Source organism: Thermococcus indicus (genome assembly GCF_006274605.1).
Lineage (GTDB): Archaea > Methanobacteriota_B > Thermococci > Thermococcales > Thermococcaceae > Thermococcus > Thermococcus indicus.
On sequence record NZ_CP040846.1, the window covers coordinates 493649 to 512813 of the forward strand.

26 protein-coding genes and 1 pseudogene are annotated in these 19165 nt (G+C 57.9%); 15 read left to right on the forward strand and 12 right to left on the reverse strand.

Annotated features, from left to right (window positions below):
* The first annotated feature begins 82 nt into the window (after positions 1–82).
* Positions 83–619, forward strand: coding sequence for a nicotinamidase (locus tag FH039_RS02555; RefSeq protein WP_139680102.1), 537 nt, complete (start codon positions 83–85; stop codon positions 617–619).
* Here the strand turns inward: FH039_RS02555 and FH039_RS02560 are convergent.
* A complete protein-coding gene (locus tag FH039_RS02560) occupies positions 561–1595 on the reverse strand; it encodes an AI-2E family transporter (protein ID WP_139680103.1) in 1035 nt (344 codons plus the stop codon). The two genes, FH039_RS02555 and FH039_RS02560, sit on opposite strands and share 59 nt — an antisense overlap.
* Before the next feature lie 55 nt (positions 1596–1650).
* Between FH039_RS02560 and FH039_RS02565 the strand changes: the two genes are divergently transcribed.
* Entirely contained in the window at positions 1651–1974 is a 324-nt protein-coding gene (locus tag FH039_RS02565) for a hypothetical protein (RefSeq protein WP_139681581.1), read from the forward strand.
* A 6-nt stretch (positions 1975–1980) separates the two neighbouring features.
* Here the strand turns inward: FH039_RS02565 and FH039_RS02570 are convergent, their stop codons facing one another.
* The gene (locus FH039_RS02570; protein ID WP_139680104.1) at positions 1981–2376 is read right to left on the reverse strand and encodes a hypothetical protein; all 396 of its coding nucleotides are present in this window, start codon (positions 2374–2376) and stop codon (positions 1981–1983) included.
* Positions 2377–2442: 66 nt separating this feature from the next.
* On the opposite strand from FH039_RS02570, the gene FH039_RS02575 reads away from it, so the two are divergent.
* Complete coding sequence (locus FH039_RS02575) at positions 2443–3126, forward strand: DUF4152 family protein (protein WP_139680105.1); 684 nt, start codon at positions 2443–2445, stop codon at positions 3124–3126.
* Between the two features lie 4 nt (positions 3127–3130).
* On the opposite strand, the gene iorA is transcribed toward FH039_RS02575, so the two are convergent.
* Entirely contained in the window at positions 3131–5038 is a 1908-nt protein-coding gene (iorA, locus tag FH039_RS02580; protein WP_139680106.1) for an indolepyruvate ferredoxin oxidoreductase subunit alpha, read from the reverse strand.
* A gap of 156 nt (positions 5039–5194) precedes the next feature.
* Here iorA and FH039_RS02585 point away from each other — a divergent pair, with 156 nt between their 5' ends.
* Positions 5195–5482, forward strand: coding sequence for a hypothetical protein (locus FH039_RS02585; RefSeq protein WP_139681582.1), 288 nt, complete (start codon positions 5195–5197; stop codon positions 5480–5482).
* 14 nt (positions 5483–5496) lie between these two features.
* On the forward strand, positions 5497–5814 hold the full coding sequence (locus tag FH039_RS02590) for a nucleotide pyrophosphohydrolase (protein ID WP_139680107.1): 318 nt from the start codon (positions 5497–5499) through the stop codon (positions 5812–5814).
* Here the strand turns inward: FH039_RS02590 and FH039_RS02595 are convergent.
* Entirely contained in the window at positions 5804–6253 is a 450-nt protein-coding gene (locus FH039_RS02595; RefSeq protein WP_139681583.1) for an HIT family protein, read from the reverse strand. The two genes, FH039_RS02590 and FH039_RS02595, sit on opposite strands and share 11 nt — an antisense overlap.
* 46 nt (positions 6254–6299) lie before the next feature.
* Here FH039_RS02595 and FH039_RS02600 point away from each other — a divergent pair, with 46 nt between their 5' ends.
* From FH039_RS02600 to FH039_RS02640, 9 genes are all read left to right on the forward strand, one after another.
* The gene (locus tag FH039_RS02600) at positions 6300–6530 is read left to right on the forward strand and encodes a hypothetical protein (RefSeq protein WP_240703258.1); all 231 of its coding nucleotides are present in this window, start codon (positions 6300–6302) and stop codon (positions 6528–6530) included.
* Positions 6531–6607: 77 nt separating this feature from the next.
* The gene (gene psmA / locus FH039_RS02605) at positions 6608–7390 is read left to right on the forward strand and encodes an archaeal proteasome endopeptidase complex subunit alpha (RefSeq protein ID WP_139680108.1); all 783 of its coding nucleotides are present in this window, start codon (positions 6608–6610) and stop codon (positions 7388–7390) included.
* 11 nt (positions 7391–7401) lie between these two features.
* Positions 7402–8112 carry a ribosome assembly factor SBDS gene (locus FH039_RS02610; protein WP_139680109.1) on the forward strand — a complete coding sequence of 237 codons (711 nt, stop codon included), beginning with the start codon at positions 7402–7404 and terminating at the stop codon, positions 8110–8112.
* Entirely contained in the window at positions 8109–8879 is a 771-nt protein-coding gene (rrp4, locus tag FH039_RS02615; RefSeq protein ID WP_139680110.1) for an exosome complex RNA-binding protein Rrp4, read from the forward strand. Before FH039_RS02610 ends, rrp4 begins: the two co-directional genes overlap by 4 nt.
* Positions 8876–9625, forward strand: coding sequence for an exosome complex exonuclease Rrp41 (gene rrp41 / locus FH039_RS02620; RefSeq protein WP_014012606.1), 750 nt, complete (start codon positions 8876–8878; stop codon positions 9623–9625). Before rrp4 ends, rrp41 begins: the two co-directional genes overlap by 4 nt.
* A gap of 1 nt (position 9626) precedes the next feature.
* Entirely contained in the window at positions 9627–10436 is an 810-nt protein-coding gene (rrp42, locus tag FH039_RS02625; protein WP_139680111.1) for an exosome complex protein Rrp42, read from the forward strand.
* Between the two features lie 23 nt (positions 10437–10459).
* Entirely contained in the window at positions 10460–10747 is a 288-nt protein-coding gene (locus tag FH039_RS02630) for a hypothetical protein (protein WP_139680112.1), read from the forward strand.
* Positions 10748–10798: 51 nt separating this feature from the next.
* Positions 10799–11203, forward strand: coding sequence for a cell division protein SepF (locus FH039_RS02635; protein ID WP_014012603.1), 405 nt, complete (start codon positions 10799–10801; stop codon positions 11201–11203).
* A gap of 79 nt (positions 11204–11282) precedes the next feature.
* Positions 11283–11957: a ZPR1 zinc finger domain-containing protein gene (locus FH039_RS02640; RefSeq protein ID WP_139680113.1), complete on the forward strand. Its 675-nt coding sequence runs from the start codon at positions 11283–11285 to the stop codon at positions 11955–11957.
* Here FH039_RS02640 and FH039_RS02645 read toward each other — a convergent pair.
* Positions 11954–12478 (reverse strand): ASCH domain-containing protein, encoded by a 525-nt coding sequence (locus FH039_RS02645; RefSeq protein WP_139680114.1) that lies wholly within the window; start codon positions 12476–12478, stop codon positions 11954–11956. The two genes, FH039_RS02640 and FH039_RS02645, sit on opposite strands and share 4 nt — an antisense overlap.
* A 59-nt stretch (positions 12479–12537) precedes the next feature.
* Between FH039_RS02645 and FH039_RS02650 the strand changes: the two genes are divergently transcribed.
* Positions 12538–12915, forward strand: a complete 378-nt coding sequence (locus FH039_RS02650) for a hypothetical protein (RefSeq protein ID WP_139680115.1) — start codon at positions 12538–12540, stop codon at positions 12913–12915.
* A 21-nt stretch (positions 12916–12936) separates the two neighbouring features.
* Here FH039_RS02650 and FH039_RS02655 read toward each other — a convergent pair whose 3' ends face one another.
* The 7 genes and pseudogenes from FH039_RS02655 to FH039_RS02685 form a co-directional block, all read right to left on the reverse strand.
* Positions 12937–13947, reverse strand: a complete 1011-nt coding sequence (locus tag FH039_RS02655; RefSeq protein ID WP_139681585.1) for a homoserine dehydrogenase — start codon at positions 13945–13947, stop codon at positions 12937–12939.
* 44 nt (positions 13948–13991) lie between these two features.
* On the reverse strand, positions 13992–14837 hold the full coding sequence (locus FH039_RS02660) for a CBS domain-containing protein (protein ID WP_139681586.1): 846 nt from the start codon (positions 14835–14837) through the stop codon (positions 13992–13994).
* A gap of 81 nt (positions 14838–14918) precedes the next feature.
* Positions 14919–16125: pseudogene (locus FH039_RS02665) on the reverse strand (sodium ion-translocating decarboxylase subunit beta).
* A 6-nt stretch (positions 16126–16131) separates the two neighbouring features.
* Positions 16132–16599, reverse strand: a complete 468-nt coding sequence (locus FH039_RS02670; RefSeq protein WP_139680116.1) for a biotin/lipoyl-containing protein — start codon at positions 16597–16599, stop codon at positions 16132–16134.
* A gap of 2 nt (positions 16600–16601) precedes the next feature.
* Positions 16602–16973 (reverse strand): OadG family protein, encoded by a 372-nt coding sequence (locus FH039_RS02675; RefSeq protein ID WP_139681587.1) that lies wholly within the window; start codon positions 16971–16973, stop codon positions 16602–16604.
* An 18-nt stretch (positions 16974–16991) separates the two neighbouring features.
* On the reverse strand, positions 16992–18560 hold the full coding sequence (locus tag FH039_RS02680) for a carboxyl transferase domain-containing protein (protein WP_139680117.1): 1569 nt from the start codon (positions 18558–18560) through the stop codon (positions 16992–16994).
* Between the two features lie 129 nt (positions 18561–18689).
* Entirely contained in the window at positions 18690–19121 is a 432-nt protein-coding gene (locus FH039_RS02685) for a translation initiation factor IF-2 subunit beta (RefSeq protein WP_139680118.1), read from the reverse strand.
* Positions 19122–19165 lie beyond the last annotated feature (44 nt).

A 19165-nucleotide genomic window follows, 5' to 3' on the forward strand; every position in this document is an offset into this window, starting at 1 on the left:
GGTTGCATTTACGCGGGACTCATTATTAAAGCTTGTGGGTAAGGATTTAAACCGGGAACTCGGAGGAATTAACGGTGATACCATGCCCGAGGAGGCGCTGATAGTTGTGGACATGCAGAGGGATTTCATGCCCGGGGGAGCTCTGCCGGTTCCGGAGGGCGATAGGATAATCCCCAGGTGCAACGAGTACATCGATGAGTTCAGGGGGAAGGGAGCGCTCATCGTCGCAACGAGGGACTGGCATCCCGAGAGCCACATCAGCTTCAGGGAGCAGGGTGGTCCGTGGCCGAGGCACTGCGTTCAAAACACCCCCGGGGCGGAGTTCGTCGTTGAACTTCCCGCCGATGCTGTGATAATCTCGAAGGCGACGGAGCCGGACAAGGAGGCATACTCCGGATTCGAGGGGACGGACCTGGCTGAGATACTGAGGAGAAACGGCGTTAAGAGGGTCTACATCTGCGGCGTGGCAACTGAATACTGCGTTAGGGCGACGGCCCTCGATGCGGCAAAGCAAGGCTTCGAGGTTTACCTCCTCCGCGATGCCGTTAAGGGCATCGTTCCTAGGGACGAGGAGAAAGCCCTTGAGGAGATGGGGAAAGCCGGTGTGAAGGTTCTTTAGAGACGGACCTTTTCCATTCTTTCAGGAGAACCAGGAGGAGGTTGAGCACTATCGGGCCTATTATGAGTCCCTTTACTCCCATGGCCCAGGTTCCGCCGATCATTCCGATGAAGACCAGGGTCTCGTCGAGGTCCGTGTCCTTGGCGACCATCATCGGTCTTATCGTGTAGTCCGGCATCGGGGAGACCAGGAGGAAGCCGTAGATCGCTATCCCTGCCGCGTGGAGATAAGAGCCGTTCATGGCGAAATAGGCAGCTGCGATGGTCCATATCATCCAGCCCTCGAAGAGGGGCACGAAGCTGAAAAGGAACGTAAGGAAGCCCGCCACTATCGCCGTGTAGAGATCTGAGACTCCAAACAGGAGGAACCCAAACGTCATGAGGACGCCTTTTATGACGTTCAGAACCAGCCAGGCCCTTACCAGTGCTCCAAGGGTCCTGTTCAGGCTCTCCAGGATCCTCTCACCAAGCTGGCGGTTCTTTCCGGGTAGGGACAGGTGTACCTGCCTTGAAATCTCCTCTGCGTATGCGAGGGAGTAGTAGAACGTCAGCAGGAAAACGATGAGCTGGAGGATGTAGAGGGGGAGCGAGAGGGTCTCCTGGGATATATACTCCGAGACCCTTGGTATCAGCTGGTCAGAGAAGCGCTCGAGGAAGGCCAGAACCTCCGGCGGCAGCGGCTGGTTCATAAGCCAGTCAAAGAACTCGACGATGCTCCCGTAGAAGGATGACGCCACCTTGACGGATATCATCAGCAGCTCGAAGGTCACCGCGCCTCCGAGGCCGACGGTTCCAACTGTGAGGGCCGCGGCGGACTTCTTCCTGCCCACCCTGCCACTCAGCAGGCGATGGATTGGGTATGCGGCGTACGCCAGGACGATGCCGAAGAATATCGGGGTGATGAGTGGACTGACCGTTTCCCACGCGAGATACGTTATTATGAGCACCGCCGTCCAGGCGATTAGTTCCGCCCGCATGGTCCCTCGACAGGTTTATTAGTCTCTCCCTTATAAACCCTGTGTGGTGAAGCGGATGGAGAAAGAGCTTGCCGAGAAGGTTTCGGCCTACATAGCCCGCGCGGAGCGTTACGCCGGGGAAAGGCGCTTTGAAATGGCGCACGGTGCTTACATGGACGCCCTGTACGCAATCGGGGCATACCTGATATACCGTGATACCGGAATGCTCCTCCCCGCGGGCCAGCTCGTTGAAGTGCTGAGGAGCAGGTATCCCGAGGTTTACGACGTCATAGCGCGCCACGCTGGAGCGACGCACTTTGATGAGGAGACGGTAACCGCTTTAAGGGAGGACGTTGAGAGGCTCAGGGGTATGATGACTTTGCCGAGTCCTGAGCGGTGATGAGGTTCAGCGGCTGACCCCTTCGCACGCCCTTACCGCATCCCTTAGCGTCCTCGCCAGTTCCGCGTTTCCGTGGAGGGTAACCACTATTGAACCGTCGCCTTCGGCGGGGAAGACCAGCTCTATGGTACCGCTGAGCCTGTCGTAGCTCATGTCTGAGGGAGCCGTCCTCACCATGAACGCCCCCTTCTCCATTCGGCCCCACACTGCCGTTATCTCGATGAGGCCGTGGGAGTAGAAGATGTTCATGAATGGAAGGGGGTCTTCCGTTGGCGTCAGGGGATGAGCTCTTTCCCCATAGAAAACGGCCTTTCCCCGGGCCGTGCCAAGGTAGATGGAACCGCAGAGGTCATCGATGTAACGACCCAAAGTTTCATAAACTACATTAACCGAGTCACCCAACGCTATCACCTGGGTATACTTTGTCGTGGGATGTATATTGGTAATTGCCCGTTAACGGTGGTTTCCATGAAGATCGTTGCAGCTGACACTGGTGGCGCACTGCTCACGGAGGACTATGAGCCGGTTGGCCTGATAGCGACGGCGGCGGTGCTCGTTGAGAGGCCCTACAGGACCGCGGCCCTGAGCGTGGCCCGCTACGCGGATCCGTTCAACTACGATATGAGCGGCAGGCAGGCGGTAAGGGACGAGGCTTTCCTGGCCGTTGAACTCGCGAGGGAGGTCAAGCCCGACGTGATACACCTCGACTCGACGATAGGTGGAATCGAGGTACGGAAGCTCGACGAGCCGACGATAGATGCACTGACGATAACCGACCGCGGAAAGGAAGTGTGGAAGGACTTGGCCAAGGACCTTCAGCCCTTAGCGAAGAGATTCTGGGAGGAGACCGGGATAGAAATGATCGCCATCGGCAAGTCCAGCGTCCCGGTTAGAATAGCGGAGATCTACTCGGGCCTGTACACCGCCAAGTGGGCGATTGACTACGCGAGGGAGCACGGCAAGGCCATCGTCGGTCTGCCGAGGTATATGAAAGTTGAAATCCGTCCCGGAAAAATCTACGGCGAGAGCCTCGACCCGCGCGAGGGCGGCCTCTTCGGGGAAATTGAGGCGGAAACGGGAGGAATCGGCTGGGAGCTCTATCCAAACCCGCTCGTGAGGCGCTTCATGGTGCTTGAGGTTTGGAGGGAGTGAGGGGCTAAGCCCCCCTCTCCAGCTCGCTCGGGAACTTTATGGCATCGAACGGGCATGTCTGGTTGCAGACGCCACAGCCGGTGCAGAGCAGGTTGTCTATCCTGACCTTGTTGGTTTCTGGGTCGTAAACGAGCGCCGGACAGCCTGTGAGGAGGATGCAGGCCTTACAGCCGGTGCACTTCTCCTCGACGACAACCGGTATCTCCCCTATCTCGCCGCGCCTTATGACAGGGATGACGCACTCCTGCTTGGCTATTATCACCGCCGGCCCTTCAACCTGCATCGCTTCCTTTATGGCCTCCCTCGTGGCCTTGAGGTCGTAGGGATCGACGGTCTTGACGTACTTGACGCCCAGAGCCTTGACGAGCGCCTCTATGTCGATCTCGTTGAACTTCCTGCCGGTTTCGCTTCCTCCGGTTCCCGGGTGAGGCTGGTGGCCGGTCATTGCAGTCGTTCTGTTGTCGAGTATCATCACCAGAACGTCGAGGTTCTTGTAGACCGCATCGACCAGAGGCTGGATTCCGTTGTGGAAGAAGGTAGAGTCTCCGATGGTCGCTATGACCTTCTTCTTCATCGCCACGCTCTGGCCGTTGGCGAGGCTTATGCTCGCGCCCATGACGAACTCGGTCCAGATGGCTTCGAGCGGCGGGAGGAGCGATAACGCGTAGCAGCCTATGTCTCCGTGAATCGGGACGCTGAACCTGCCTAGCTTGAGGTCCCTCAAAGCGTCGAGGGCTGCTCTGTAGCTCCCCCTGTGCGGACAGCCTGGGCACATCACAGGGGGTCTCTTCGGGGCGAGGCTTTCGGCGTATTTGACCTCCTCCGGCTTCTCGTAGGTCTCCCCCTCCTCGCCGATGAGTCTTAAGAGTGCGTTCCTGACGAGGCTCGGCGTCAGTTCGCCCTCGAGCGGGAAGTGGCCGGTTCTCTTGCCGTAGATTGGGACGTTGAGACCAGCCTCGTAGGCCGCTATTTTCACCTCCTCCTCGAGGAAGGGCGCACCGTCCTCAACCACTATCGCGAAGTCCACGCCCTTGAGGAACTCAACGACGAGCTTCCTCGGAAGCGGGTGCGGCGTTGAGAGCTTGAGAACCTTGAAATCACCCTCGATCTTCGGGAGAACCTCACGCACGTAGTTGTAGGGCGCTCCCTCAACGATGATTCCGATTCTACCGTTCCCTTCAACCCAGTTGAAGGGCATCGAGTTGAACTCCTCCTCTATCTTAGCCAGCGTCTCGTTCAGCCACTTGTGCCTCTTCCTGTTGCCCTCCATGCTCGCCCTGACGTAGCGCTCGATGTCCTTCTTAAACTTCGGCTCGCGCTCCAGCTCGACGAACTCGCTGACCTCAACGTCGCTCGTCGTGTGATTTACTCTGGTAGTCGTTCTAAAGATGACCGGAACCTTGTAGCGCTCGCTCAGCTCGTAGGCGTAGATGATTAAATCGTGCGCCTCCTGCGGGTCGGCCGGCTCAAGGACGGGCAAAAGGGAAATTTTTCCATAGTAACGGTCGTCCTGCTCGGTCTGGCTGGTGTGTGGCCCTGGGTCGTCGGCGACGAGGATTACGAGGCCGCCTTCAACGCCGGAGTAGGCGAGGCTCATCAGCGGGTCGGCGGCGACGTTGAGACCAACGCACTTCATCGTGACGAGCGTCCTGAGGCCGGTGTAAGCCACGCCGGCCGCTTCCTCCAAAGCCACCTTCTCGTTGGGCGCCCACTCGGCGAATACCCCCGGCTTCAGATGGGCTATCGTTTCAATGACCTCGGTTGAGGGCGTTCCTGGGTAACCGGTGGCGAAGGCGACGCCGCTCTCCAGGGCGCCGTAGGCTATGGCCTCGTTCCCCATGAGAAGTTTCCTTTCCCTCTTTTTGGTCTTGGGCTCGGCCGAGTCAGAAGGGTAAGCCTTAACCGCTTCCATATTACCACCGCTCAAACTTGTATCGAATGGTTAAAACTCTACCTTCAGAAAAACCCCGAGGAAAACTGAAAAATTTTCGGAAACAGTTCACGACTCTCCACGTTGGTTTCTCGGGAGGCTTAAATACTCCCCCCTATAACTATATACGTGGTGAAGATGAAGGTTCGCGAACTTTTGGAGATCCTGGACGAGACGATAGCGACGGTGAGGATAGCCATCGTTTCCAACCAGCAGAGGGCCTTTGAAAGTCCCCACACCAGCTACGAGTTCACGCAGAGGGCGATTGAGCTCCAGGAGGACCTCGACGACCTCCTGAAAGCCAGAGATGCCCTGGCAAAGCTCGACCCGGAGGACGAGGTGGAGAACCACTACTCCCAGGAGGAGCTTGAGGAGTTTTTAAAGCTCTTGGAGCTTCTCAGAACGGCTGAACCGCACGCCTTCTAAGCTGGGGTGGTGGTATGGACTTCCGGGAGCTTGAGAGGAAGGTCGTCGCCTTCCGCGAGGCGAGGGGCTGGAGGAAATACCATACGCCGAAGAACCTGGCCATATCGGCGGCTGTCGAGCTGGGCGAACTGCTCGAGCGCTTTCAGTGGGAAAGCGATGGGGAGATACTCGCGGCTGTGAAGGACCCGGCCAAAAAGGAGGCAATAGCTGACGAAATAGCCGATGTCGTGATTTACCTAACCCTCCTCGCCCACGAACTGGGCATAGACCTCGACGGGGCGGTTGAGAGGAAGCTGGAGAAGAACGGGAGGAAGTATCCAATCAGCACTTGAAGGTCTCTCTGAGCTTCTCGATTTCTTTCTCGTTCAGCCTGTTCTTTACCCACCGCTCCTTCAGGCTCAGGTTCTCGTCTTCCAGGTCCAGAACCGCCTTCCTGACCCCTCCCCTGGGGTGAGCGCAGTCACCTTCCCAGCGGGGAATCACGTGGAGGTGAAGGTGCGGAACGGTCTGGCCGGCTTCCCTCCCCAGGTTCATTCCCACGTTGAAGGCGTCCGGCTTCAGGGTTTCCCTCAGCTTCTCCATCGCCAGCTCCATGCCCCTTATCAGGGCGGCCTTTTCCTCCCCGCTCAGCTTCCACCAGCTCTCGACGTGCCTCCTCGGAACCACCAGGAGGTGGCCCCTGTTCGCGGGGTAGGAGTCGATTAAAATTCTGATCAGCTCGTCCTCGTAAAGGATTACCTCGGGCCTTGCGCTGCAGAACGGGCACTCCATTGGAAACACCAAAGGCTTAAAACAGGTTCGGAATAAAAAGCCCTCGGTGAGTGCGGTGGACGATACCTTGGAGGTTATGAAGAAAAGCTACCAGAGGTTCCTGGCCGTTGGCCTCGGTCTCATGCTGATCGCGTTCCTCCTGATGATATGGCAGCCGCTGGGCAGACAGAACTCGCTGATACTGGCGGTGATAGTCTTTCTGGTGGCGTTTCTGCCGCTGGAGTTCGCACGCAGGATAGCGAGAAAGATGGCCCTCGTGGCTCTGAAGGGTGAATAGAAAAGCTTAATTAGACCGCCCGAGAATTACGGGAAGAGTGTAGGGGAGTGACGATAATCCGTTAGAGGTGATGTAAAATGGCGTTTGTACCACCACAGGCAGGTTACGACAGGGCGATTACCGTTTTCAGCCCTGACGGAAGGCTCTTCCAGGTGAACTATGCCAGGGAGGCAGTGAAGAGGGGAGCAACGGCTGTCGGCGTCAAGTGGAAGAACGGCGTCGTCCTCGCGGTGGAGAAGAGGATAACGAGCAAGCTCATCGAGCCGAGCAGCTACGAGAAGATCTTCCAGATCGACGACCACATAGCCGCGGCTCCAAGCGGTATCATAGCAGATGCCCGCGTTCTGGTGGACAGGGCCAGGCTGGAGGCCCAGGTTTACAGGCTTACCTACGGCGAACCCGTTCCTCTCACCGTTCTGGTGAAGAAGATCTGCGACCTCAAGCAGGCCCACACCCAGTACGGCGGTGTGAGGCCCTTCGGTGCCGCCCTGCTCATGGCGGGCGTCAACGAGGAGCCCGAGCTCTACGAGACCGACCCGAGCGGGGCCTACTTCGAGTGGAAGGCCGTGGCGATAGGCAGCGGCAGGAACACCGCCATGGCGATCTTCGAGGAGCACTACACCGACGACATCGACATGGTTGGGGCAGTGAAGCTCGCGATAATGGCCCTGGCTAAGACCCTCGAGGAGCCGAGTGCGGATGGCATAGAGGTCGCCTACATAACCACGGACGACAAGCGCTGGAAGAAGCTCTCCAGGGAGGAGGTCGAGAAGTACCTCTCGGAGATACTGGAAGAGGTCAAGGAAGAGGAAGTCGAGGAGAGGGAAGAGGACTACTCCGAACTCGACCAGAACTACTGAGGTGACGGGCGATGCCCATAGGTGTGGATAAAGCCGTCATCGCCCGTCTGAAGACGCACGGCGAGACGTTTGAGATACTCGTTGACCCGTACCTTGCGAGGGACTTCAAGGAGGGCAGGGACGTCCAGATAGAGGATGTCCTCGCCACCCCTTACGTTTTCAAGGACGCCCACAAGGGCGACAAGGCCAGCGAGCACGAGATGGAGAAGATATTCGGAACCAGCGACCCCTACGAGGTGGCTAAAATAATCCTCCGCAAGGGAGACGTCCAGCTCACCGCGGAGCAGAGGCGGCAGATGCTCGAGGACAAGAGGCGCTACATAGCGACGGTAATACACAGACACGCGGTTGACCCCAGAACGGGTTTTCCCCACCCCGTTGACAGGATTCTCCGGGCGATGGACGAGGCCGGTGTCCACGTTGACCTGTTCAAGGATGCCGAGGCGCAGATTCCTGGGGTCATCAAGGCCATACGACCGCTCCTCCCGATAAAGATGGAGATGAAGGTCATCGCCGTGAAGGTGCCCGGTGATTACGTCGGAAAGGCCTACGGAGAGGTCAGGAAGTTCGGGAAGATAAAGCGCGAGGAGTGGGGAAGCGACGGCTCGTGGATGTTCCTTATAGAGATTCCTGGAGGAATTGAAGAGGAGTTTTATGAGAAACTTAACGCCCTCACGAAGGGCGAGGCGGTAACTAAACTGATAGAGAGGAAGGGACTATGAGGCGGATTTTTGTAAAAAGTAGGGAACTTGTGGTCCCGGGCACTTTACTTGCCCAGGGGCCGTTTAAGAACGGAAGAGGGACCTTCAGGGAAGGCAACAGGATATACTCCACTGTCGTGGGGCTCGTTGAGATAAGGGGCGACACTATACGCGTTATCTCGCTCGAGGGGCCGTACATACCCGAGGTTGGAGACAACGTCATAGGGAAGATAGTGGACGTCAGGTTCTCCAACTGGACGGTTGACATAGGCGCCCCGTATCAGGCGGGTCTCCGCGTTCAGGACGCCACGGAGGAGCGCATTGACCTCGCAAAGACGGATCTGCGCAGGATATTCGACATAGGGGACATAATCTACGCCAGGATAAAGGCGTACAACGAGATAAACCAGATAGACCTCACCACGAAGGGCATGCCCTTCAGGGGCGGTCCCCTGCGCGGGGGGCAGATAGTGGAGATAACCCCCTCCAAGGTGCCCAGGCTCATAGGTAAGGGCGGTTCGATGATAAACCTCATCAAGAGGCTGACCGGCACGAGGATAATCGTCGGCCAGAACGGCTGGGTGTGGGTCAGCGGAAAGAACGAGGAGCTCGAAAAGCTGGCCATCGATGCCATCCTCAAGGTGAACAGGGAGAGCCACACTCAGGGACTGACCGACAGGGTCAAGGAGCTTCTCATGACCAGGCTCCAGGAGCTCAAGGAGCGGGGAATTATTGAGGAGATACCGCAGATTGAGGAACCAACCGCTGGAAAGGGTGAGGGAGAATGATGGGCAAGCCCGAGGATTTAAAGCTCATAGATGAGAACGGAAAGAGAGTCGATGGGAGAAAGAAGTACGAATTGAGACCCATTAAGATGGAAGTTGGTGTTCTAAAGAACGCTGATGGCTCCGCCTACGTTGAGTGGGGTAAGAACAAGATCCTGGCCGCGGTTTACGGGCCGAGAGAGATACACCCCAAGCACCTCCAGAGGCCGGACAGAGCTATTTTGCGCGTCCGCTACAACATGGCCCCATTCAGCGTCGAGGAGAGGAAGAAGCCAGGCCCGGACAGGAGAAGCGTTGAGATAAGCAAGGTCATAAGGGGCGCCCTTGAGCCTGCTTTAATCCTCGAGATGTTCCCCAGGACTTCCATAGACCTGTTCATTGAGGTTCTCCAGGCCGATGCGGGAACGCGCGTCGCTGGAATAACCGCGGCCTCACTCGCCCTCGCCGACGCGGGTGTGCCTATGAGGGACCTAGTCGCCGCCTGCGCCGCGGGCAAGATAGAGGGCGAGATAGTGCTTGACCTCAACAAGGACGAGGACAACTACGGTGAGGCCGACGTTCCGGTGGCGATAATGCCGCTCAAGAACGACATCACCCTCCTCCAGATGGACGGGTACCTCACGAAGGATGAGTTCGTCGAGGCCGTGAGGCTCGCCATCAAGGGTGCCAAGGCGGTCTATCAGAAGCAGCGCGAGGCGCTGAAGGTCAAGTATCTCAAAATAGCCGAGGAGGTCGGTGGAGGTGAGTGAGATGGAGATAATGGCGGGCATAATGCGCGACCACATCCTCGCGCTCCTCAAGGAAGGCAAGCGCGTGGACGGCCGCGGCCTTGAAGACTACAGGGACCTCGAAATCAAGGTCAACGTCATCGAGAAGGCCGAGGGCTCCGCATGGGTCAGGCTCGGCAACACCCAGGTTCTTGTGGGCGTGAAGGTCGACATGGGAGAGCCCTTCCCCGACCTCCCGGACAGGGGCGTCATAACGACCAACGTGGAGCTCGTCCCCCTTGCCTCCCCGAGCTTTGAGCCCGGTCCACCGGACGAGAACGCCATAGAACTCGCCCGTGTGGTTGACAGGGGTATAAGGGAGAGCCAGGCAGTTGAGCTTGAGAAGCTCGTCATAGTTCCGGGCAAGCTCGTCCGCGTCGTTTTCATAGACGTCCACGTCCTCGACCACGACGGCAACCTCCTCGACGCGAGCGGCATCGGCGCGATAGCGGCCCTGCTCAGCACCAGGATGCCAAAGGTGGTCTACAACGAGGAGACCGACGAGGTCGAGGTTCTCGACGAGTACGAGCCCCTCCCGGTCAGGAGGATACCGATACCGGTTACCATGGCCAAGATCGGTCCGAACATCCTCGTTGACCCGAACCTCGATGAGGAGCGCGTCATGGACGGCAGGATAATCGTAACCACCGACGAAAACGCCATGATATCCTCCGTCCAGAAGAGCGAGGGCGGTTCGTTCAAGCTTGAGGAGGTCATGTACGCGGTTGACACCGCGATAAAGAAAGCCGCCGAGATAAGGGAGAAGGTTCTTGAGGCCGTTAAGGCCGAGTGACCTTTTCCCCTTTGGTGATTTTTATGAGCCTTGTGGACGCCATCGCAGTGGTTGTGATGGTTCTCTTCACGCTCCAGTTTCTTGCACTGGCGGTTAGGGGCGGCTCAAAAAAGGAGCTCTTCCTGACCCTCGCGCTCTTTTCGATTACCCTCGGCGTCTGGCTCATCTACAACGCCTCCTTTACATGGGGATGGGACTTCTACACCTACGTACCCCTTGCTTTCGCGGTTGCCACCTTTCTCCTGAGCGTTTTTGGGCTTTATCGGCTGCGCGAGGAGGAAGGACCGGGCGAATTTCAGAAAGAGATATAAACACAAATGCCCAAAATAATCCAGCCTTATGATTAATTGGGGGGAACGGTTATGGGATTGTTTGACAGCCTTAAGAAGAAGGACGAAAAGCCCAAGCCCAAGAAGAGGCCGCCGGCGGCGGTTAAGAAGAGTGTTGCCGCTCCCAGGCATGACATCGATGTCGTTCCTCTTGAGGAGGATGTTATTGCTAAGGAGATAGTCAAGCCCCAGATCAGGTACCTCAAGAAGATCGTCGTCACCAGCTACGCCGATCTTGAGAGAATCTCGGAGGAGCTTCAGAACGGCAACATAGTTCTCGTTGACCTCACCCCGCTCGAGGTCAAGCCGGAGGTTCTTGAGAAGGTCGCGGAGCAGCTCAAGGGAATGGTAGGGGCCCTCGGCGGCCAGGCCGCTAAAATATGCAAGCACGAGATAAAGCTCATTCTCGTCCCGTCGGACATCAAGATAGCCAAGTGATTTCCTTTTTGGCCATTTCTACTTCTGCTTACCATGGATTTATAAAGGGGTCGGTCCCTCTATTCTCCGGTGGTGTGAGATGACGGAAGGTGAGAAGCCCAGGGTCGATGTGGGAGAGGCGGATGATATTCAGGTCATCTCTCTTGGGGACTGCCCGATCTGCGGCGGCAAGGGTACGCTCAAGGCCATGCAGTACATCCACGAGATACCCTACTTCGGCAAAGTCATGGAGAGCACGATATTCTGTGAGAAATGTGGCTACAGGAACGCCGACGTTGTGATGCTGGAGGACAGGCCGCCTAAGCTCTACACGGTTCGCGTTGAGGAGGAGAAGGACCTCTTCACCCGCGTCGTCAGGAGCAAGAGCGGGACCATAGAGCTGGAAGAGATAGGTGTCAAGATAGAGCCCGGTCCCGCGGCGGAGGGCTTCGTCAGTAACGTCGAGGGCGTTCTTGAGCGCGTTCGCGAGACCCTCCTCATGGCGAGGGAGTTCAAAAAGCAGGAGGGCGACGAGGAAGCGGTGCGCAGGGCGGACGAGGTGCTCGAGTACATCAACGCCGTCAAGGATGGCAAAAAGCCCCTGACTGTCAGGATAATGGACCCCCTCGGCAACAGCGCCCTCATCGGTGAGAAGGTGAAGAGCCGCCTGCTGACGCAGGAGGAAATCGATAGCCTCAGCCTCGGCCCCTACGTCACGGTCGAGCCCGAGGCTGGAGAGGATACCCCAGAGGAGAACCCAGAAGGCGGCTCTTAGAGATAGACTGCCTCCCTCGACAGGAGATCCTCGATAAGGTCCTTCACCCACTCCTTTCGGCTTTTTCTTGAGAGGTGGATTATGCCCTCAACCTGGACCCCGTAGCGCTCCCTCATCTCCTCCCTGCTCATGGGCTCCTTAAAGAGGAACGGCCTCTCTATCGTGAAGGCGTAGCCGTACCCCCTGATGTACTCTCCCAGCCACCGCTTCCCGTTCTCGCCGTGAACCAGGGTTAAACCGCTGGCTTCCCTGGTCATCTCCCACAGCGTGTCTAGGTCGGCCCTTATGACCTCCCCGACTTCGAAGCCCCCGGCTATGGTGCCCCTCTTTGTCAGGGTCTGTTCCTCGTGGAGGCCGAGCCTTCTCAGCGTGTCCCTCAGCTCGTAGGGGTTTCCCCTGGCCACGTAGAGAAAAACCGTGTCCCCCTCCTCGAACGCCCTGCTCTTCCTAAGCTCTACCGTCTTGAGTCCCCGGAATATCAGCTCCGCGTAGACCTGGTGGAGCGCTATCACGTGCTCCATGGTTTCACCTGGGTAAAGCTCAGCGAAGGGTTAAAAAGGATTGCGCGTCATTCCCTTCGATGGAAGTCTGGGCAGAAAAAGTCCACGTAAGGAACGGAAGACTTTGGAAGCTTGGCCTGTCCTATCTGGCAATCTCGCTGGTTCTTCTCGCGGTGAGCATCGGCAGATGGCCGGTTCTGCCGTTAATGGACGTTTTCATCGCCTTGGCTTTCCTCGTCCTCGCGTCCCGTTCCAGGGCGGTAAGGATAACCTGTGAAGGAGAAACGCTCCTCCTCGTCCCCGACTACTCGACCTTCACCCTGGTCGTCAAGAGGCCCGGTGGAGAGACCCTTTGCAGGGAGTTCTTTCCGCTCTTCGAGGAGAGGGAACTGGAAACCCCTGCGGAACGCTCAGGATTAAAGCTACTCCCCACCGCTTCGGAAAGGTCGAACTCCTGATAAGGGCTGGAGAAGGGGAAGTCAGGCTCCCCCGAGGCTTAGCGAGGCCTTCACGATGTCGCTTACCACGCCGCTCGCCGTCTCCTTCAATCCTGCCCCAGCGCCCCTGATGACCAGCTCGCCGAGCAGGTCGGTTCTTATTACCGCAATGTTTTCGTGGCTCTCAACTGTGAGGGGGCTTCCGAGCGGTACCTCCCGCGGTTCGACGACGACCTTTCCCTTCTCCACCGTTGCTACGAGCCTTATCGTCCTTCCGCGCTCCCGGGCCCTCCTCACCTCTCCCAATGTGACCTCCGCTATTCCCTTAACGGTTATATCGTCAAATGTTATCGGGTGGAATGCGAGGCAGTGAAGGATTGTTGCCTTGTAGCCTGCGTCGATGCCCAGGACATCGCCGCTTGGGTCTCTTTCGGCTATTCCGAGCCTTTGGGCAGTTTTTAGGGCCCTCTCAAAGTCCTGTCCCATCTCCATCTGGCTCAGAATGAAGGTCGTGGTGGCGTTGAGCACCGCCTCCATGCCCTCAATTGAGTCCGCTAGGATGCCCTCGCGCAGGAGGGTGATGATCGGCGTCCCGGCCATCACGGTGGCCTCGAATAGGTACGGAAGGTCTCTTTTCTCGGCTTCCCCGATGAGGTCGGAGTAGTGAAAGGCCAGGGGCGGTTTGTTGCTCGTAACGATCCCCTTGCCGTCCCTGAGTGCCGCCAGATGCCACTTGTAGGCGTTTTTGTCGTTGGTCACGTCGACGACTATATCGGCGTCTACTTCCCTCACGGCCTCCTCCGGCGTAAAATTGTACACCTCGTAGTCGTTGGTCCACGAGGAGAGCTTTCCGAAGTTTTCCTTTACCATGAGCGCCTCCCTGAGGTCTATCCCCTCGGGAAGCCACACCGTTCCGCTCGTGTCGGAGATGCTCACAACCCTGAACTTAAGCAGGTACTTCTCGCGGAAGAACGCCTCCTTGCTGAGGAGAACGCGCGCGGCTGCCCGTCCGACGTTCCCAAAACCGAAGAGCGAGAGCTTCACCTCCCTCACACGCATCACCGCAAGAAGGGGGAGAAGAGGGGCTTAAATCCTTTTCACTTGTTGAGGATCACTTTTATGATGTCCATGTCCCTGACGATGCCGACCAGCTCGCCCTCTCCCCTGATTACCGGGAGCTGCTCTATCTCGTACTTGACCATCTTCTGGGCGACGTCGTAGACGCTCATGTGCGGTGTCGCAACGACCAGCTCGCGGTTCATTATGTCCTCAACGGGCTTTTTCGGCAGCTGGAGCTCGGCCTTCTCGAAGAGGAGCGTCGGGTTGCTCTCGAGTATCCAGTCCTCCTCGCTCGAGGCTGAAAGGGCGGTGCTCTTCATGACGCGGATGACCTCGCTGTCCTTGAGGATGTCCGTCTCGTCCACCATTCCGATCAGGTTGCCTTCGTCGTCGATGACCGGGATGGCCATGGCGTTGCACAGGAGGAGGGCCTTGAGGGCGGCCTTGAGCGGCGTTCCCCTCCAGACAACGCCCACGTTCTTCTGGTAGTAGTTCTCTATCGTCACGTTCTTCAGCTTCTCGTTCTTGGCGAGGTATCTGCGCACTATGTCGCCAACGGTTAGAACTCCTATAACCCTGTTCTCATCATCAACGACGACGACACGCCTGTAGTCCATCTCCAGCATCGCCCTGACGGCCTTTTTGAGGTCGTCGTTGGGCTTCACCGTTGGCACGTCCCTCTTAACCAGCATTGCAAGCTGCTCCTCATCAGGGTGAAGCAGAACCCGCTTTATACTTATGATACCGACGAGGGCCTTGGTGTTTTTGTTGATTACAGGGAATGACCTTACCTTATGCTTCCTGAAGAGTTCGAGGGCGTATTCCCTCGTGGCTGGAAGCTCCACAACCACCGGCTCCGAAGTCATCAAAGTCTTCACACGCATTTCCTTCACCACCGCTTTAAGTTAAAGCGCCCTCCTCCTATTTTAAGTTTTTCATTCAAAAATTGACAAAAAGGTGGGGCCTCATCCCAGAAGAACCGAGATGAAAACACCCGCAGCAACGGCGGTTCCGATAACGCCGGCAACGTTCGGCCCCATGGCGTGCATGAGGATGAAGTTGCCCGGGTCCTCCTCGCTGGCCATCCTCTGAACAACGCGCGCTCATCGGTACCGCTGAAACTCCGGCCGCACCTATCATCGGGTTTATCCTTCCTCCGGAGAGCTTCATCATGAGCTTTCCGAAGAGCACACCGCCGGCGGTGGCGCTGGCGAAGGCAACGATACCGAGGCCGAGGATCATCAGGGTCTCCTGGGTGAGGAAGCTGTCGGCGCGCATCGTTGAACCGACGCCGAGGCCGAGGAAGATGGTGACGATGTTCATGAGCTCCTCCTGGGCTGCCCTGCTGAGCCTCTCCACCACTCCGCTCTCCCTGAACAGGTTGCCTATCATGAGCATTCCAACGAGCGGGGCGGCGCTCGGGACGAGGAGGCCGATGACGATCATGCTGACTATCGGGAAGATTATCTTCTCCCTCTTGGACACGGGCCTGAGCTGCTCCATCCTGATCTTCCTTTCCTCCTTCGTGGTGAGCGCCCTGATGATGGGCGGCTGAATGAGCGGGACGAGGCTCATGTAGGAGTAGGCAGCCACCGCCGTCGCTCCAAGTATCTCGGGCGCGAGCTTCGTGGTGAGGTAGATTGTCGTCGGCCCGTCGGCGCCACCGATGATGCCTATGCTCGCTGCCTGGTGCAGGTTGAAGCCGAGGGCCAAAGCCGTCAGCATCGCTATGAACACACCTATCTGCGCCGCCGCACCCATGAGGGCCGTCTTTGGATCCGCTATCATCGGCCCGAAGTCGGTCATGGCTCCGAGGCCAAAGAATATTAGCAGGGGCACTATCTCCGTCCTGATGAGGGTGTAGTATATTATGTCGAAGATGCCCGGGGGCCCGTACTGCTGGTTGAGGTAGCTCAGCGTCGCGAAGATGTTCTCGGCTATCTCCTCCGGCAGGTTCGGGGCTATCGGCCAGTTGGCCAGGTGGCCGAGAGGAATGTTCACCAGCACGGCGCTTATGCCTATGGGAAGGAGGAGCAACGGCTCCATCTCGTAGCGTATGGCCAGGTAGACGAGCGCCAGCCCGACCATTATCATGACGATGTTGCCCCACGTCAGGTTCAGCAGGCCCATTCCCTGGAAGAACGCTATTATCTGCTCTACGATCCCCGTCATGACCCCTCACCCGAGTTCTATGAGTGCCTGTCCGGTGTCCACTGTGTCGCCTTCCTTGACGAGTATCTTCTTAACCACTCCGTCCTTTGGGGCGGGAATCTCGTTCTCCATCTTCATTGCTTCCAGGACGAGGAGTCCCTGTCCGGTCTTAACCTCTTCGCCCTCTTTTACAAGTATTCTCAAAATCTTACCCGGCATTGGAGCCGTCACGGCACCCTCGCCGGCGGGAGCGGGAGTCGGGGCCGCCGGGGCAACCGGAGCCGGAGCGGTGGCAGTCACTGGGGCTGGGGCGCTCGGGACACTCGGGGCGCTCGCAGCGGGAGCAGCGCTCAGGACACCCACGTCGATTCCAAGCCCCTTCGCTTCAACGGTGTACTCCTTGTCCTCAAAGGCGACCTTGAAGCGGCCGCCTCCGAGTTCCTCAACCTCAACCTCGTACTCAACACCATCGACGATGACCTTAACCTTCGCCATCTTCACCACTTCCCGATTTCGTAGTTGAAGTCCTCAACTTCCTCCATGCTCGACTGAACGCCGTACAGGCGCCATGCATCTGAAACCTTCCTCCTGAATGGCAGGGGCCTGAGCTGGGCGGCCTTCTCGGCGGTGTACGCGAGAACCGCGGCGGTTACAACCGCGAGGTCCCTCGGCGGTATGGCGGGCTTCTCCTCCTCGGCCGCGGCGGTCGGCGCGGGGGCAGCGGGTGCCCTTGCGGATGTCTCTTTCTCAACGAGCCTCCTCTCGCTCCAGCCGACCGCGTAGAGGACGACCGCCAGTATGCTGAGCACCATGAAGACTATGGTGACACCCAGCACCGTCAGGTTCAGGCCCTCCGCGAACTCGCTCATTACTACCATGCTAACACCTCACAGCGGTATGTTGCCGTGCTTCTTCGGCGGCAGCTTGACGCGCTTGCTCTCAAGGGCCTCGAGTGCGAGGATTATCTTGGCCCTGGTTTCAGCCGGGTCTATGACGTCGTCGATGTAGCCCCTCGCGGCGGCTACGTACGGGTTGGCGAACTTCTCCCTGTACTCGGCTATCTTCTGCTGCCTCACTTCCTCCGGGTTTTCGGCCGCCGCTATCTCCTTCCTGAAGATGATGTTGGCGGCTCCCTCCGGCCCCATGACGGCTATCTCCGCGGTCGGCCAGGCGAAGACGAAGTCGGCTCCAAGGTGCTTGCTTCCCATGGCGAGGTAGGCACCGCCGTAGGCTTTCCTGAGGACGATGGTGACGAGCGGGACGGTCGCCTCGGCGTAGGCGTAGAGTATCTTCGCCCCGTGTCTGATGATTCCGCCGTACTCCTGCTGGGTTCCAGGCAGGTAGCCCGGAACATCAACGAGGGTAACTATCGGGATGTTGAAGGCGTCGCAGGTTCTCACAAACCTGGCAATCTTGTCGGAGCTGTCTATGTCGAGAACGCCGGCGAAGTGTATCGGGTTGTTGGCGACTATACCGACGGTCTGGCCGTTCATCCTTCCGAAGCCGACAACGGCGTTCGGGGCGAAGTACGGGAGTATCTCGAGGAAGTCCGGGTTGCCGTTCTCGTCCCTGTCGACTATCTCGTAGATGACCTGTCTCACGTCGTAGCCCTTGTTCGGGTCGTCCGGAACGATGGAGTAGAGGTTCTCGGTCTTCCTGAAGGGCAGGTCGTTAGTCTTGACGCGCGGCGGCTTCTCCATGTTGTTGGAGGGCAGGTAACTTATGAGCCTCCTTATGAGTGCCAGAACCTCCTCGTCGCTCTTGCCGACCAGGTGGGCCTGGCCCGCTCTCTGCGCGTGAACCATGGCACCGCCGAGCTGGGTCGGAGTGACCTCGACGCCGGTAACGGCTTTAACGACCTGAGGCCCGGTGATGAACATGAAGCTCGCCGGGTTGTCCACCATCAGAATGAAGTCTCCTATCGCCGGGCTGTAAACGGCTCCACCGGCGCAGGGCCCCATTATCGCGGTTATCTGCGGAACAACACCGCTGAGAATCGTGTTCATCTTGAAGATATCGCCGTAACCCTTGAGCGAATCAACGCCCTCCTGGATTCTCGCTCCACCGGAGTCGTTGAGGCCTATCACCGGCGCTCCAGCCTCGAGTGCCAGCTCCATGACGCGCTTTATCTTCGCCGCGTGCATCTCACCGAGCGAGCCGCCCATGACCGTGAAATCCTGGGCGAACACGAAAACGAGTCTTCCGTCGATGGTTCCGTAGCCGGTGATGACGCCGTCCGCGGGCAGTTCCTTCTTGTCCATGCCGAACTCCGTTCCACGGTGCCTGACGAAAGCACCTATCTCGACGAAGCTTCCTGGGTCCAGGAGCTTCTCAATCCTCTCGCGGGCGGTCAGCTTGCCCTTGGCATGCTGCTTTTCAACGGCAGCCTCTCCGCCCATCTCAAGAACCTTCCTCTTCCTCTCATACAGCTCGTTGACCTTTTCCTCCATGCTCATGAGAACTCCCCCTGATGGCTTGGGTGCCCGGCACTTGTAGTTTGTAAAGTTTAAAAGGGTTTTCAAAACCGTTAGGCCTTCCAAAGAAAAAATGTGCACAGTCGTGCAGAGAAATGGATGAAAAAGGGTTCAGAGGTGCTGTATCGGAGTCTCGGCACCGCACGCCTCACACTTGAGGAAGTGGAAGCGGCCCTTCTTGATGATCTTGGTGTCCGGACTGCCGCAGACCGGACAGATGACGTAGTCCCTGAGGTACTTCTTCATCTTGTTCGCTATGAGGTACGGTGTGAAGCGTCCCTGGAGGATTACGCGCCTGCCTTCGAGCGTTCCTGCCGTTGCGACCTCGCGCAGGATGAACTTGAGCAGGTGGTTCGGGTCGCGGTTCATGGCCTCGGCTATGTCGACGAAGTTCTCGATTATAGTCCTGTTTCCGGCTATTGTGACGGCCGCCGCGGGCACCTCGAAACGGGAAGTGTGATGCTTGACGTTCTCGGGGAGCTCCTCGTAAGCCTTATCGAGTAAACCTTCGAAATCGTAAAAGTCAACCTTCTTTTCGCTCATGCTCTCACCTCCATCTTAACTATCCGAAGGCGTTTATAACCTTT

Excerpts from the sequence above, each read along its gene's own strand:
- FH039_RS02555 (WP_139680102.1), top strand. The coding sequence starts at position 83 with ATGCCCGAGGAGGCGCTGATAGTTGTGGACATGCAGAGGGATTTCATG.
- FH039_RS02630 (WP_139680112.1), top strand. The coding sequence starts at position 10,460 with ATGAGCCTTGTGGACGCCATCGCAGTGGTTGTGATGGTTCTCTTCACG.
- FH039_RS02645 (WP_139680114.1), bottom strand. The coding sequence starts at position 12,478 with ATGGAGCACGTGATAGCGCTCCACCAGGTCTACGCGGAGCTGATATTC.
- FH039_RS02670 (WP_139680116.1), bottom strand. The coding sequence starts at position 16,599 with ATGGCGAAGGTTAAGGTCATCGTCGATGGTGTTGAGTACGAGGTTGAG.
- FH039_RS02575 (WP_139680105.1), top strand. The coding sequence starts at position 2,443 with ATGAAGATCGTTGCAGCTGACACTGGTGGCGCACTGCTCACGGAGGAC.
- FH039_RS02680 (WP_139680117.1), bottom strand. The coding sequence starts at position 18,560 with ATGAGCATGGAGGAAAAGGTCAACGAGCTGTATGAGAGGAAGAGGAAG.
- FH039_RS02650 (WP_139680115.1), top strand. The coding sequence starts at position 12,538 with ATGGAAGTCTGGGCAGAAAAAGTCCACGTAAGGAACGGAAGACTTTGG.
- FH039_RS02640 (WP_139680113.1), top strand. The coding sequence starts at position 11,283 with ATGACGGAAGGTGAGAAGCCCAGGGTCGATGTGGGAGAGGCGGATGAT.
- FH039_RS02635 (WP_014012603.1), top strand. The coding sequence starts at position 10,799 with ATGGGATTGTTTGACAGCCTTAAGAAGAAGGACGAAAAGCCCAAGCCC.
- FH039_RS02685 (WP_139680118.1), bottom strand. The coding sequence starts at position 19,121 with ATGAGCGAAAAGAAGGTTGACTTTTACGATTTCGAAGGTTTACTCGAT.
- FH039_RS02610 (WP_139680109.1), top strand. The coding sequence starts at position 7,402 with ATGCCCATAGGTGTGGATAAAGCCGTCATCGCCCGTCTGAAGACGCAC.
- FH039_RS02560 (WP_139680103.1), bottom strand. The coding sequence starts at position 1,595 with ATGCGGGCGGAACTAATCGCCTGGACGGCGGTGCTCATAATAACGTAT.
- FH039_RS02660 (WP_139681586.1), bottom strand. The coding sequence starts at position 14,837 with ATGCGTGTGAAGACTTTGATGACTTCGGAGCCGGTGGTTGTGGAGCTT.
- psmA (WP_139680108.1), top strand. The coding sequence starts at position 6,608 with ATGGCGTTTGTACCACCACAGGCAGGTTACGACAGGGCGATTACCGTT.
- FH039_RS02595 (WP_139681583.1), bottom strand. The coding sequence starts at position 6,253 with ATGGAGTGCCCGTTCTGCAGCGCAAGGCCCGAGGTAATCCTTTACGAG.
- iorA (WP_139680106.1), bottom strand. The coding sequence starts at position 5,038 with ATGGAAGCGGTTAAGGCTTACCCTTCTGACTCGGCCGAGCCCAAGACC.
- rrp42 (WP_139680111.1), top strand. The coding sequence starts at position 9,627 with ATGGAGATAATGGCGGGCATAATGCGCGACCACATCCTCGCGCTCCTC.
- FH039_RS02675 (WP_139681587.1), bottom strand. The coding sequence starts at position 16,973 with ATGAGCGAGTTCGCGGAGGGCCTGAACCTGACGGTGCTGGGTGTCACC.
- rrp41 (WP_014012606.1), top strand. The coding sequence starts at position 8,876 with ATGATGGGCAAGCCCGAGGATTTAAAGCTCATAGATGAGAACGGAAAG.
- FH039_RS02565 (WP_139681581.1), top strand. The coding sequence starts at position 1,651 with ATGGAGAAAGAGCTTGCCGAGAAGGTTTCGGCCTACATAGCCCGCGCG.
- FH039_RS02585 (WP_139681582.1), top strand. The coding sequence starts at position 5,195 with ATGAAGGTTCGCGAACTTTTGGAGATCCTGGACGAGACGATAGCGACG.
- rrp4 (WP_139680110.1), top strand. The coding sequence starts at position 8,109 with ATGAGGCGGATTTTTGTAAAAAGTAGGGAACTTGTGGTCCCGGGCACT.
- FH039_RS02590 (WP_139680107.1), top strand. The coding sequence starts at position 5,497 with ATGGACTTCCGGGAGCTTGAGAGGAAGGTCGTCGCCTTCCGCGAGGCG.